The sequence below is a fragment of the Streptomyces sp. NPDC048462 genome (assembly GCF_043200175.1).
Lineage (GTDB): Bacteria > Actinomycetota > Actinomycetes > Streptomycetales > Streptomycetaceae > Streptomyces.
Genome location: NZ_JBICXG010000035.1, coordinates 56,734 through 69,173, shown reverse-complemented (window position 1 = coordinate 69,173; position 12,440 = coordinate 56,734). Strand labels below are relative to the sequence as shown.

Here is a 12,440-nt window from a genome sequence, read left to right as displayed (position 1 = left end):
CGGCCCCCCCCCCCCCCCCCCCAACCCCCCCCCCCCCCCCCCCCCCCCCCCCCCCCCCCCCCCCCCCCCCCCCGCGGGGGGCGCCCCCCCCCCCCGCGCTCTGGGTGCTGCGGGTTTGCGTTCTGCGCTTGACGGGAATTACGTAGTTACGTAATTTTGGGGAATGGAGTTGGAGGAGCGGGTCTCGGAACTGGAGCGTCGGCTTGAGACGCTCATGGGTGACCACAGAGATGCGCCGCGTCCGACAGGGGCTGACTTCTGGGCCCTTGAAGGACTCAAGCAGCAGCTTTCCGAGGCAGGGACGGCCGACGGCGGGGTGATGTACACCGGTGCGGTCCGGCTGCCGACGGGCGAGCGGTACGAGTGGCAGTACGGCGCGCTCACGGAGCAGCTGCTGGGGACCGGCCCCGACGGACAGGCGGGCGAGGCGGGTGGTCCGGGCGGTTCCGGTGAGCCCGGCGGTCTTGGTGGGCCTGGTGGGCCTGGTGGCGGTGGTTCGGGGGCCGACTGGTCCGATGCCGCCGAGTCGTTCGCCGCGCTCGGGCATCCGGTGCGGCTGCGGTTGCTGCGGGAGATCCTCGGTGGCCGGCGCACGGCCGCAGAGCTCGCCGCGCTCGACGAGACCGGTACGACAGGGCAGATCTACCACCATCTGCGTCAGCTGACCGGCGCGGGCTGGCTGCACACGACGGGCCGGGGGCGGTACGAGGTCCCCGGCGTCCGGGTGGTGCCGCTGCTGGTGATCCTCACGGCGGCCAGACCCTGAGAGACGCGTACGTGGACGAGGACCAGGGACGAGGACCAGGGACGAGGACCAGGGACGAGGACCAAGGACGAGGACCAAGGACGAGGACCAAGGACGAGGACCAGGGACGAGGACCAAGGACGACGAGCAATTCGAGCAACGCGTGCCACGAGCAATTCGAGCAACGCGTGCCACGAGCAATTCGAGCAACGCGTGCCACGAGCGATTCGATGAACGCGTACGACGAAACAGACAATCCAGGGGGAAGTCATGTCCGTCCGTAAAGCTGTCATGGTGTTGTACCGGGTCTGCTGGATCGCCTTCTTCGTGATGGTGGTCATCAGCCTCTTTCCCCGGCCGCCGTTCCCGTACTGGCTGACCTGGGTGCCTGCCGCCGCCGCGGTCGCCCTCGGTCTGGCGACGGGGCGCAGGGGTCGGGCCGCGATGGTGGACCCGCCGCCCGCGGTGGAGGTCGAGCCGCCGGTGACGGGGCGCTGGAAGGCTCTGAACAGCCCTGCGGACAAGGTGCCCAGCCACGGGGTGCACGCCTACGGGCAGACGTACGCGATCGACATCGTGGCGGAGCCCGGGACGGGGGCCGGGATGGGGCCCGAGCCTGGTGCGGCACCCGAGCCTGTTGCGGTGCCCGAGCCCCTTGCGGTGCCCGAGGGCGAGCCGGTTCTGCCCTCCCGTCCGGAGTTCCGCGCCCTGTGGCCGATAGCCCGGCGGAACCACCACTTCCCGGCCTTCGGAGCGCCGCTCCTCGCGGTGGCCGACGGCACGGTGGTGCATGCCTCGCACGACAGCCGCGACCACCTCAGCCGCAACTCCTTCCCGGCGCTCGTCTACTTGATGCTGATCGAGGCGTCCGTGCGGGACATGCGCGGCGCGGGCGCCGTCGTCGGAAACCACATCGTGCTTGACCTGGGAGACGGCACCTATGCCATGTACGCCCATCTGCGACACGGGTCGCTCCGGGTGCGGGCGGGGGAGAAGGTCCGGGCCGGGCAGCAGCTCGCCGAGTGCGGAAACTCCGGGAATTCCACCGAACCGCATGTGCATTTCCAGCTGATGGACGATCCGGACCTGGATGTGGCGGTGGGAATTCCATTTACCTGGCGGGGGACGGGTGTGCCGGGCAACGGCGAGATATTCACGGTCGGAGCAGCAGTTCACGGAAGTCCGGCCGAGGAGTCGAGAGGGGCTCAGGCCTCCTGAGTCCGGACGGCCCCGGGCAGCCGGGTGGCCAGGAACACGGCGAGGATCATCACGGCGGTGGCGCAGCAGAACACCACGTCGGTCGACGAGGTGAAGGCGTGCAGCGCCTGTCTGCGGGCGGCTCCTGTCAGCTCACCGATCCCGCCGGACGACCCGCCCGGTCCGCGGGCTGCGTACACCCTGCTCAGTACGGTGCCGAAGACGGCGGCCCCCAGGGCGCTGCCCAGGGTCTGGAAGAAGCGGACACCGGTGGTGGCCACGCCCAGTTGGTGGGTGGGAGCGGTGTCCTGGACCAGCTGGATGAGCTGCCCGATGAGCTGGCCGAAGCCCAGTCCCATCAGCAGCATCGCGGCACGCACTGTCCACAGGCTGGTGTCCGTCGTGAGGGTGGCCAGCAGGGCGAGGGCACCGGACGCCACGACCGTGCCACTGACGACGAAGGTCTTCTGCGACCAGCCGGCCGCGACGAGACGCCCTGATACGAGTCCGACGCCTGCCATGCCCACGGCCATCGGGATCAGGAAGAGGCCGGCCGAGGAGGCGGCGACACCTCGTACGACCTGGAGGTAGATCATGACGTAGACGATCGACCCCATCATCGCGGCACCGACCAGCCCCTGGATGGCGAAGCCGTTCCGCATCGTCCGAACGGTGAACAGGGAGAGCGGAAGGATCGGTTCGGCCGCAGTCGCCTGGCGCCACAGGAAGAGCCCGAGGGCGACGGCGACGGTGGCGAGGAGGCCCACCATCAGCGGCGAGGACCAGGCGTATCGCTGACCGCCCCACTCGGCGACCAGGAGCAGCGTGGTGGAGAAGGCCGCGGCGAGACCGGCGCCGAGGAAGTCGATGCGGCGACGCGTGGTGCGGGCGGGGAGCCTCAGCAGGATGACGGCCGCGACCAGCACCGCGATGCCGACCGGAAGATTGACGTAGAAGATCCACCGCCACCCGGCGTGGTCGGAGAGGGTTCCGCCGATCCAGGGACCGAGCGCCATTCCCGCACCGGCGATGACACCGCCGACGCTGCCGCCCCGGTCGCCCTTGCTGCCGTCGTTGCCCTTGGTGCCCTTGGTGCCCTTGGTGCCCTTGGTGCCCTTCGTATCCTTCGTGCCCTTCGTGCCTTCCTCGCCCCCGTGCCTGTTCGCGTCGTCGGACTCGCCCTTCGCTCCGGCGAGTTCGCGCAGAACGACCATGGTGACGCTCATCAGGCCACCGCCACCGATGCCCTGGAGGGCGCGGGCGGCGATCAGTTCGCCCATGGACTGGGCCATTCCGCACACGGCCGAGCCGGCCAGGAAGGTGGCGAGCGCACCGATGAACACCTTCTTCGAGCCGATCGAGTCGCACAGCTTCCCGTACAGCGGGAGCGCGGCGGTCGCGGCGAGCTGATAGGCGGCGATCAGCCATGCGATCCGGTCGACGCCGTGGACCGGATCGAGATCGCGGACGATCGGAACGGTCGCTGAGGACACGATGTTCGAGTCGAGCACGGCCAGCAGGATCGTGGTGATGCAGAGGACGAAGCCGATGGTGCGGTTCCAGCTGCCGGTGGTTCGCGCACTGCCGGTTCGCTGGACCGCGTCGGCCTTATTGGCCGTGCTGGCCGTGCTGGCCGTGCCGGCCGTGACAGCCGTGACAGCCGTTGTCCGGGTCTCGGTCGTCGTTTCGGGCATGGCGGGGCTCCCCTCCGGAGCGGCGTGGTGCCGCTGTGGTCGCTACCACTCTCCCGACCTAAATGTACTCAGTCAAGTTTTCATCCAAGCTTAAATTTCATCCTGGTACAGTGATGCCATGACTGAGGGGCTGAGCCTGCGTGAGCGCAAGAAGATCCAGACGCGACGGCGTCTGCTGAGCGAGGCCACGAAGCTCTTCACCGAGCGTGGCTTCGACCAGGTCTCGGTCGCGGAGATCGCTGAAGCGGCCGACGTGTCGAAGATGACGGTCTTCAACTACTTCGACAGCAAAGAGGACCTGGTCTTCGCGCCGATGGAGGAACACATCGGTGACGTCGCTCAGGTGGTGCGCGACCGGCAGCCCGGTGAGTCCGCCGTGGCCGCCGTGCGCCGCCACTTCCTGACCGCCGTCGAGCAGCGGGACGCCTCGGTCGGTATGAGCGATTCGCCGCTGGCGCTCGGGATCCTTCAGCTGATCCAGCAGACTCCCTCCCTGCTCACCCGGGCCCATGCCTTCTTCGTGCTCACCTTCGATCAGCTGACCGACGTCCTGGTCGAAGAGGGCGAGGAGTCGGCCATCGCGCGCATCGTGGCCTCCCAGCTCATCGGCACCCGCAACGCGCTGATCACCGAGAACCACCGGCGGCTGTTGGCGGGGGAGTCGGCCGAGGAGATCGCGGCGGACGCCGTGGCGATCGCCGGGCGCGGATTCGACCTGCTCGAGAAGGGGCTGGGCGACTACGCGACCCGGGCTCGGGGCGACAACTGAAAAGGTCCGGGGAGGAAGCCGTAGGCTCCTCGTCATGCCGCCGTCCCAGAAGCGCGTCCGCCGCTACGACCCGGTCAGGACCCGCACAGCGGTCCTGGCGCAGTTCGCCCATGTCCGAGCAGCTTTAGATGCCCTGACGGACCAGCAGCTCGAGGGGCCGAGCGGCCTCGGTACCTGGACGGTGCGAGAGCTGGCCGTCCACCTGACCATGGCGCTCTCGCACGTCAGCCGGAACCTGGAGCTCCCCGAGCCGGCCCTCGCCAAGCCCGAGGTCACGCTGCTGGAGTGGCCGTTCTCCACCGCCGGGCGGGCCGGACGGATCGCGGAGGACGTGGCGGAGTCGGCCGCCGCGGGCCACCAGGATGTGGGCGCGCTGTACGGGGAGGTGGCCGACCGCTTCGAGGCGGTCGTGGCCGGCGTCTCCGAGGACCGCCTGCTGCCCACCCGGGTCGGCGTGATGCGGCTCGGTGACTTCCTGGTCACCCGTGCCGTGGAGCTGGTCGTCCACACGTACGACCTCAACGAGGCGGCCGGGCTCGACATCCCGTACGACCGCCAGGCCCTCGCCGCCTGTACCCGGCTGCTCGCCGACGCGCTGGCGGAGAAGGCGCCGGGTGGCTCGGTCGAGGTGCGGGTCCCGCCGTTCGCCGTCGTCCAGTGCGTCCAGGGTCCGAGGCACACCCGGGGCACGCCGCCCAACGTCGTCGAGACCGACCCGGTCACCTGGTTCCGACTGGCCACCGGGCGGACGGAGTGGGCGCAGGCCCTCGACGCGGCGAAGGTCAGCGCCAGCGGCGAGCGAGCCGACCTCGCCGCACTGCTTCCCCTGATGAGCTGAGCGGCAGATGAGGTAAGGGGCGGAGAACCAGCTCACTTGGACCGACCGCACCGGTTCGAGACCGACCGGCATCGAATCGGGGCCGGCAGGTATTGGTTCGAGTCTGTTCAGGGCCGGTTCGAGACCGACCGCCCGGTCTGTACCGCCGCTACCGCAGGACCACTCCCGAGCCCGAGAACCCGAGAACCCCTGACTCGTGGACCCCGGCCGGCCCCGCACGCATCAGCCCAACGCCTTCCGCCGCCTCGCCCGCCCCCCAGATACCGCATACCGGTCGTCGTGCCGGTCGTGATGGTGGCCGGCCGGTGTGAGGCTCACCACGAAACGAGCGTTCGGCCACCCCGGCGAACGGTGCTGGGGATCAGCTGACGGAGCGCCACGATCCGGCCTGCCGGGGCCTCGGTCCGCTGGCCTGAACCGGTCGGTAATCCGCCGGTGATCCGGGCGACGACTGCCCTGCGGCCCTCGCCGCCCGCTGCCGACCCTCGCGCTCCGATAACCCTGCGTCACCGGTTCTGTGGCATTCGGAGGCGGCTGCGGGGGCGTCCGCCCCGGGCTGCGGCCAGGTGTCCCCATTCGGACCAGTGGTCGATCTCGCCTACACTCGGTGGCGTGCCTCGTGGTGATGGACGACTCAACCACGACCTGCTCCCCGGAGAGAAAGGCCCCCAGGACGCTTGCGGCGTCTTCGGTGTCTGGGCTCCGGGCGAAGAGGTCGCCAAGCTCACCTATTTCGGACTGTATGCCCTGCAGCACCGTGGACAGGAGTCCGCGGGCATCGCAGTGAGCAACGGGTCCCAGATCCTGGTCTTCAAGGACATGGGACTGGTCTCGCAGGTCTTCGACGAAACTTCTCTGGGATCTCTCCAGGGTCATATCGCGGTCGGTCATGCCCGCTACTCCACCACCGGTGCATCGGTGTGGGAGAACGCGCAGCCGACGTTCCGTGCGACCGCGCACGGCTCGATCGCCCTGGGTCACAACGGCAACCTGGTCAACACGGCCCAGCTCGCCGAGATGGTCGCAGACCTCCCGCGCAAGGACGGCCGGGCCACCCAGGTCGCCGCGACCAACGACACCGATCTGGTGACCGCGCTGCTCGCCGGCCAGACCGATGACGAGGGCAAGCCGCTCACCATCGAGGAAGCCGCCACCAAGGTGCTCCCCGAGGTGAAGGGCGCCTTCTCCCTCGTCTTCATGGACGAGCACACCCTCTACGCCGCCCGTGACCCGCAGGGCATCCGCCCGCTGGTGCTCGGCCGCCTCGAGCGTGGCTGGGTGGTGGCCTCCGAGTCCGCCGCCCTCGACATCTGCGGTGCCAGTTTCGTCCGGGAGATCGAGCCGGGCGAGCTCATCGCCATCGACGAGAACGGCCTGCGCACCTCCCGGTTCGCGGAAGCGAAGCCCAAGGGCTGTGTCTTCGAGTACGTGTACCTGGCCCGTCCCGACACCGATATCGCCGGGCGGAACGTCTACCTCTCCCGCGTGGAGATGGGCCGCAAGCTGGCCGCCGAGGCCCCGGTCGAGGCGGATCTGGTCATAGCGACCCCGGAATCCGGCACTCCTGCCGCCGTCGGTTACGCGGAGGCCAGCGGAATCCCGTTCGGCGTCGGACTGGTCAAGAACGCCTACGTCGGCCGGACCTTCATCCAGCCGTCCCAGACGATCCGGCAGCTGGGTATCCGGCTCAAGCTGAACCCGCTCAAGGAAGTCATCAAGGGCAAGCGCCTGGTGGTCGTCGACGACTCGATCGTCCGCGGCAACACCCAGCGCGCGCTGGTCCGGATGCTCCGCGAGGCGGGCGCCGCCGAGATCCACATCAGGATCTCGTCCCCGCCGGTGAAGTGGCCCTGCTTCTTCGGGATCGACTTCGCGACCCGGGCCGAGCTGATCGCCAACGGCATGTCCGTCGACGAGATCGCCACGTCGATGGGGGCCGACTCGCTCTCGTACATCTCGATCGACGCGATGATCGAGGCGACGACGATCGACAAGCCGAACCTCTGCCGCGCCTGCTTCGACGGCGAGTACCCGATGGAGCTCCCCGACCCGGAGCTGCTCGGCAAGCAGCTGCTGGAGACCGAGCTGGCGGCAGGCCCTGCGGCGACCGCCGCGGCCGACGCGCTGCGCCGTCCGTGACCAGGACCGTCCGCCGGCCTTCCCACCAGCCCCGTATCTCCACACGAAAGATCCCAGGCAATGTCTGAGACAACAGGTGCTTCCTACGCGGCAGCGGGCGTCGACATCGAGGCCGGCGACCGTGCCGTCGAGCTGATGAAGGAGTGGGTGAAGAAGACCCAGCGCCCCGAGGTCGCGGGCCTCGGCGGCCTCGGCGGCTTCGCCGGACTCTTCGACGCCTCGGCCCTCAAGCGTTACGAGCGTCCGCTGCTCGCCTCCGCCACCGACGGTGTCGGCACCAAGGTGGACCTCGCCCGCCAGATGGGCGTGTACGACACGATCGGCCACGACCTCGTCGGCATGGTCGTGGACGACCTGGTCGTCTGCGGTGCCGAACCGCTCTTCATGACCGACTACATCTGTGTCGGCAAGGTGCACCCCGAGCGCGTCGCGGCCATCGTCAAGGGCATCGCCGAAGGCTGTGTGCTGGCGGGCTGCGCCCTGGTCGGCGGCGAGACCGCCGAGCACCCCGGCCTGCTCGGCCCGGACGACTTCGACGTCGCCGGCGCCGGAACGGGCGTGGTGGAGGCCGACCGGCTGCTGGGCCCCGACCGCATCCGCAAGGGTGACGCCGTCATCGCGATGGCGTCGTCCGGGCTTCACTCCAACGGGTACTCGCTCGTCCGCCACGTCGTCTTCGACCGGGCCGGCTGGACGCTGGACCGCGAGGTCGAGGAGTTCGGCCGGACGCTCGGCGAGGAGCTCCTGGAGCCCACCAGGATCTACTCCCTGGACTGCCTGGCGCTGACCCGTACGACCGAGGTGCACGGCTTCAGCCACGTCACCGGCGGTGGCCTCGCCAACAACCTGGCCCGGGTCATCCCGGACGGACTGCACGCGACGGTGGACCGCTCCACCTGGACGCCCGGCGCGGTCTTCGACCTCGTCGGCAAGGCCGGTCAGGTCGAGCAGCTGGAGCTGGAGAAGACGCTGAACATGGGCGTCGGCATGATCGCGATCGTCCCGGCGGAGTCGGCCGACGCAGCCCTGACGACACTGGCCGACCGAGGCGTCGACTCCTGGATCGCCGGCGAGATCACCGACCGGGGCGCGCACACGACGGGCGCTGAGCTCGTGGGCGGGTACGCGCGCTGAAGCGCGAACAAGGCACACGCTCCCGGACGCCGGGCGGGTCGACATGGCCCGCCCGGCGGCCAGGAACGGCACACGCTCCGGATCGGGACAGCACAGAACCCGGTCCGGGGCAGGCCCGGACCGGGTTGATGTGTCAGCGCGAGGTCAAGCGCCGCGGCGCTGTGACGACGGACCGGACTGATCGTCCTCGTCCTCGTCATCGTCGTCGTTGTACTGATCCGCGTACTGTGCGTACGGGTCATCCTCCTCGTCGTCATCCTCGAACGGCTCGGCGTTCGGTGGTTGACTCGAAGGTGATGCGCCCAGCTCATTGGCCAGACGCGACAGGTCAGTCCCGCCGCTGCTGTACTTCAGCTGACGGGCGACCTTTGTCTGCTTGGCCTTTGCCCGGCCGCGCCCCATGGCTCGACCCCCTCGGTGACGGGGCTCGACGGCCCCAGAGTCTTGACACGCGTTCATGTTTCAGGACGGACTCTCGGCAGAGAGACCGTGCCTGTAGAGCTTTAACGGTACCTGCTTCCGCGGCCATACGGTACGCCGCCCGCGTCACACGCCCCGGAAGAGGACCCGCGAGGAGCCCTCTCCTCGCTGGTCAACCGCGATTTTAACCTCTTCTGGGCATGCGACCCGCCGACCGGGGTGAGGCATGTCTCCCTGACCGGCGGGTACGGCAGGCCGTGCGCGGGGGATGACGCCCTGTAGGGCCCCCCGGGGGTTCGACGACGGTCAGAGGCCGGCGGCGGCGTCAGCCATCCGCTGTTCGGCGATCCGGTCGGCCGCGGCGGCCGGCGGAATGCCGTCACTCTTCGCACGTGCGAATATGGCCAGCGTCGTGTCGAAGATCTTCGCCGCCTTGGCCCGGCACCGCTCGAAGTCGAAGCCGTGCAGCTCGTCCGCGACCTGGATGACGCCGCCGGCGTTCACCACGTAGTCGGGCGCGTACAGGATCGAGCGGTCGGCCAGATCCTTCTCCACGCCCGGGTGGGCGAGCTGGTTGTTGGCCGCGCCGCACACCACCGAGGCGGTGAGCACCGGAACGGTGTCCTCGTTCAGCGCGCCGCCGAGGGCGCACGGGGCGTAGATGTCCAGGCCCGCGGTGCGGATCAGGGTTTCGGTGTCCGCCGCGACGGCGACCCCGGGGTGCTTCTCGGTGATCCGGCGCAGGGACTCCTCCCGCACATCGGTGATCGTGACCTCCGCGCCGTCCGCCAGCAGGTGCTCGACCAGGTGGTGGCCGACCTTGCCGACTCCGGCGACCCCCACTTTCCGGCCACGCAGCGTCGGGTCGCCCCAGAGGTGCTGGGCCGAGGCCCGCATGCCCTGGAAGACGCCGAACGCGGTGAGCACCGATGAGTCGCCCGCGCCGCCGTTCTCGGGGGAGCGGCCGGTGGTCCAGCGGCACTCGCGGGCCACGACGTCCATGTCGGCGACGTACGTGCCGACATCGCAGGCCGTCACGTAGCGGCCGCCGAGCGAGGCCACGGACCGGCCGTAGGCCAGGAGCAGTTCGGTCCTGCGGTCGCCCTCGAAGGCTTCCGGGTCTCCGATGATGACGGCCTTGCCGCCACCGTGGTCGAGCCCGGCCAGGGCGTTCTTGTACGACATGCCGCGTGCGAGGTTCAGCGCGTCCGCGACGGCGGCCTGCTCGGAGGCGTACGGGTAGAAACGGGTACCGCCCAGGGCCGGGCCCAGGGCGGTGGAGTGGATGGCGATGACGGCCTTGAGGCCGCTGGCACGGTCCTGACAGAGCACGACTTGTTCGTGGCCCCCCTGATCCGAGTGGAACAGGGTGTGCAGTGCGTCGACAGGCTCGCCGGTCACATCGGTCACTGTGGTGACTCCCAATTACGAAGCGGCGGAAAGGCCCTCCTGAAGGTGGGGAGAGCCGCGGACCGTCCGGTGCGGACGGCCCGTGGCAAGAGCTTAAGGCCGTCGGTCCCGCACCGGCGGAGATCTGATCCAGTGCCGCGGATCACCCACGACCGGAGTACGGGCGTGACACGATCACTGCATGTCGGTGGTGTCTTCGGTGCTAGTCCCTTACGCGTCCTACCTCCGGGTCTACGAGCCACTGGCGGCCTTCCCGGAGGCCGAACGCGCCCACTGGTCGCGCTATGCCGGTCGCGACCTGATCCCCACGGCCCAGGACGAACTGCGCCGTTCGCTGGCCGACTTGGCGGCGACCCCACCGATCGGCGTGCCGGCCCACGAGAGCGCCGACGCGTTCGTCGCCGAGGTGGACGGTGTGGTGTGCGTCTGCCCGTGGCGGACCCGGCTGCGCGGCTGGCTGGCGCTGGACGGGCTGGCGGACATGTTCCCCGGGCCGGTGCTGGACGCGGTGCTGCCGCCGGTGGTGCGCGGGCAGGCCGTCGCCGACCACGAACGCTGGTCGGAGCGCAATCCGGACGCCCGGCCCTGGATCAGGACGGCAGTGTGGCAGGTCCCGGTGCGCTGGTTCGTCCTCGTTTCGGACGAGGAGCGCGAGCACCGGGCGGCGGGCGAGGACGGCGAGCCGGCCGTCCTGCGGTACCGGACGCCGATGGTCCAGGCGCGGCGCCGGGTGGCGCGGGCACTGAAGACGCTGCGCGAGACGATGGACGAGGGGCCGCTCACCGAGGGCCTGGTGGATGTGGGCCGCTGGCTGGAGGAGTTCCATCCGCGTGCGCTGGTCGAGCTGGACTACGGCGGGCTGGTGCACGCCCTGCCGGCGCAGGATCTGGCCGAGGACCGGAGCGCCGCCGATGTGGCCGAGAGCATCTCGGCGCTGCGTGCCGGTGACGCCGAGGGCGCGAGCGAGGCGTACGCCCGTCTTGCGGAGCGCTGGAGGTCCGTAAGGGATCGTCAGTTCGCGAACTGATACTCGATGAACCTGCGTCTTGTGTGACACGTGAGGGTGAAGAGGCGGAAGCGTACTCCCGTTGTCTTAGGACCTACGTCCCGAACCGGGCCTTTGCCTCAAGCGTGATGGATAGCACTTACGGGGCCCTTGCGCCCTTACCTACTCCTCGTGCCAAAATAGGACAAGGAGTCCGGGGAGGACTCTGTTCGTCCAATTATGGGCGAAGTGCTCTGCATTGCGCTCTATGGGGGGTCTGACGACTCCTGATCGCTCTGTGACTGATCGTCACGGTGGTGTGACTGTCCGCTATGGCATGGTCCATCGGCTTCCGTCGCTGATGAACACCTGGGAGGGCAATTCCATCGGTTTGGCCGACGTGGCTGGACGGATGGTGTAGTTGTAGTGCCGAGGACAAGCCGTTCGTCCTATAACCGACTCGGCCCGCGTCCGCCATTTCGGGCAACGTGGGTCAAGGTGCAGAATTTAGAGGAAAGAACCGAGATGGTTCGGTTCTCCCGAGGAGGCCGCTCATGACCGCTCGCACCCCTGATGCCGAGCCGCTGCTGACCCCGGCTGAGGTTGCCACGATGTTCCGCGTGGACCCGAAGACGGTTACCCGTTGGGCCAAGGCAGGCAAGCTCACGTCCATCCGCACGCTCGGTGGACATCGCCGGTACCGCGAGGCAGAGGTCCGCGCACTGCTTGCGGGTATTCCGCAGCAGCGCAGCGAGGCCTGAAAAACCCCTGTCGCCGCAGCACAACTGGGCTTTTGGGTCCCCCAACCCGCATAGCCCACCCATAGCTCCATATGACGGGCGCCCGCCCCAACGGGCGCCGTACCTGTGTCAAGCAGGTCACGTCGTCAGATCGCGCTGGACTCCGCCGGGTCCAGCGCGATCTTTTTTTGTGCCTACGGGGCCGGCCGTGATCCGGGCGCCGGCCCACGATTACCTGCCCGTTCGGGCGCGGGAAAACCGGACGCCCGGTTGGCTCCCGATGGGTCTCGTGCGGGCTTGCTCGGGTCTGTGCGTCCTCGTCCCGGGAAGGTCGTGCCGGGACGGTTCGGGGGCTCCTGGGCGGGTCCC

The 12,440-nt window shown here is 69.3% G+C and carries 11 protein-coding genes; 8 read left to right on the top strand and 3 right to left on the bottom strand.

Annotated features, from left to right (window positions below):
• Positions 1-163: 163 nt before the first annotated feature.
• Both ACGFU6_RS35340 and ACGFU6_RS35335 read left to right on the top strand, forming a co-directional pair.
• On the top strand, positions 164-766 hold the full coding sequence (locus tag ACGFU6_RS35340; RefSeq protein ID WP_393616653.1) for an ArsR/SmtB family transcription factor: 603 nt from the start codon (positions 164-166) through the stop codon (positions 764-766).
• A gap of 249 nt (positions 767-1,015) precedes the next feature.
• Positions 1,016-1,963, top strand: coding sequence for a peptidoglycan DD-metalloendopeptidase family protein (locus tag ACGFU6_RS35335; protein ID WP_393616652.1), 948 nt, complete (start codon positions 1,016-1,018; stop codon positions 1,961-1,963).
• Here the strand turns inward: ACGFU6_RS35335 and ACGFU6_RS35330 are convergent.
• Positions 1,951-3,636 (bottom strand): MFS transporter, encoded by a 1,686-nt coding sequence (locus ACGFU6_RS35330; RefSeq protein WP_393616651.1) that lies wholly within the window; start codon positions 3,634-3,636, stop codon positions 1,951-1,953. The two genes, ACGFU6_RS35335 and ACGFU6_RS35330, sit on opposite strands and share 13 nt — an antisense overlap.
• A 118-nt stretch (positions 3,637-3,754) precedes the next feature.
• Here ACGFU6_RS35330 and ACGFU6_RS35325 point away from each other — a divergent pair, with 118 nt between their 5' ends.
• From ACGFU6_RS35325 to purM, 4 genes are all read left to right on the top strand, one after another.
• Complete coding sequence (locus ACGFU6_RS35325; protein WP_393616650.1) at positions 3,755-4,405, top strand: TetR/AcrR family transcriptional regulator; 651 nt, start codon at positions 3,755-3,757, stop codon at positions 4,403-4,405.
• Between the two features lie 34 nt (positions 4,406-4,439).
• Entirely contained in the window at positions 4,440-5,243 is an 804-nt protein-coding gene (locus tag ACGFU6_RS35320) for a sterol carrier family protein (protein ID WP_393616649.1), read from the top strand.
• 612 nt (positions 5,244-5,855) lie between these two features.
• Positions 5,856-7,382, top strand: a complete 1,527-nt coding sequence (gene purF / locus ACGFU6_RS35315; RefSeq protein ID WP_393616648.1) for an amidophosphoribosyltransferase — start codon at positions 5,856-5,858, stop codon at positions 7,380-7,382.
• Positions 7,383-7,442: 60 nt separating this feature from the next.
• On the top strand, positions 7,443-8,516 hold the full coding sequence (gene purM / locus ACGFU6_RS35310) for a phosphoribosylformylglycinamidine cyclo-ligase (protein WP_393616647.1): 1,074 nt from the start codon (positions 7,443-7,445) through the stop codon (positions 8,514-8,516).
• A 144-nt stretch (positions 8,517-8,660) separates the two neighbouring features.
• On the opposite strand, the gene ACGFU6_RS35305 is transcribed toward purM, so the two are convergent.
• Together ACGFU6_RS35305 and ACGFU6_RS35300 are read right to left on the bottom strand one after the other, a co-directional pair.
• Positions 8,661-8,918, bottom strand: coding sequence for a DUF3073 domain-containing protein (locus tag ACGFU6_RS35305; RefSeq protein ID WP_123460581.1), 258 nt, complete (start codon positions 8,916-8,918; stop codon positions 8,661-8,663).
• Between the two features lie 324 nt (positions 8,919-9,242).
• Positions 9,243-10,346: a Leu/Phe/Val dehydrogenase gene (locus ACGFU6_RS35300; RefSeq protein ID WP_393616646.1), complete on the bottom strand. Its 1,104-nt coding sequence runs from the start codon at positions 10,344-10,346 to the stop codon at positions 9,243-9,245.
• A gap of 181 nt (positions 10,347-10,527) precedes the next feature.
• Here ACGFU6_RS35300 and ACGFU6_RS35295 point away from each other — a divergent pair, with 181 nt between their 5' ends.
• Both ACGFU6_RS35295 and bldC read left to right on the top strand, forming a co-directional pair.
• Positions 10,528-11,373 carry a hypothetical protein gene (locus ACGFU6_RS35295; RefSeq protein WP_393616645.1) on the top strand — a complete coding sequence of 282 codons (846 nt, stop codon included), beginning with the start codon at positions 10,528-10,530 and terminating at the stop codon, positions 11,371-11,373.
• 512 nt (positions 11,374-11,885) lie between these two features.
• Positions 11,886-12,092, top strand: coding sequence for a developmental transcriptional regulator BldC (bldC, locus tag ACGFU6_RS35290; RefSeq protein ID WP_003949541.1), 207 nt, complete (start codon positions 11,886-11,888; stop codon positions 12,090-12,092).
• The last annotated feature ends 348 nt before the right edge of the window (positions 12,093-12,440 follow it).

Excerpts from the sequence above, each read along its gene's own strand:
- ACGFU6_RS35340 (WP_393616653.1), top strand. The coding sequence starts at position 164 with ATGGAGTTGGAGGAGCGGGTCTCGGAACTGGAGCGTCGGCTTGAGACG.
- ACGFU6_RS35335 (WP_393616652.1), top strand. The coding sequence starts at position 1,016 with ATGTCCGTCCGTAAAGCTGTCATGGTGTTGTACCGGGTCTGCTGGATC.
- ACGFU6_RS35330 (WP_393616651.1), bottom strand. The coding sequence starts at position 3,636 with ATGCCCGAAACGACGACCGAGACCCGGACAACGGCTGTCACGGCTGTC.
- ACGFU6_RS35325 (WP_393616650.1), top strand. The coding sequence starts at position 3,755 with ATGACTGAGGGGCTGAGCCTGCGTGAGCGCAAGAAGATCCAGACGCGA.
- ACGFU6_RS35320 (WP_393616649.1), top strand. The coding sequence starts at position 4,440 with ATGCCGCCGTCCCAGAAGCGCGTCCGCCGCTACGACCCGGTCAGGACC.
- purM (WP_393616647.1), top strand. The coding sequence starts at position 7,443 with ATGTCTGAGACAACAGGTGCTTCCTACGCGGCAGCGGGCGTCGACATC.
- ACGFU6_RS35305 (WP_123460581.1), bottom strand. The coding sequence starts at position 8,918 with ATGGGGCGCGGCCGGGCAAAGGCCAAGCAGACAAAGGTCGCCCGTCAG.
- ACGFU6_RS35295 (WP_393616645.1), top strand. The coding sequence starts at position 10,528 with ATGTCGGTGGTGTCTTCGGTGCTAGTCCCTTACGCGTCCTACCTCCGG.
- bldC (WP_003949541.1), top strand. The coding sequence starts at position 11,886 with ATGACCGCTCGCACCCCTGATGCCGAGCCGCTGCTGACCCCGGCTGAG.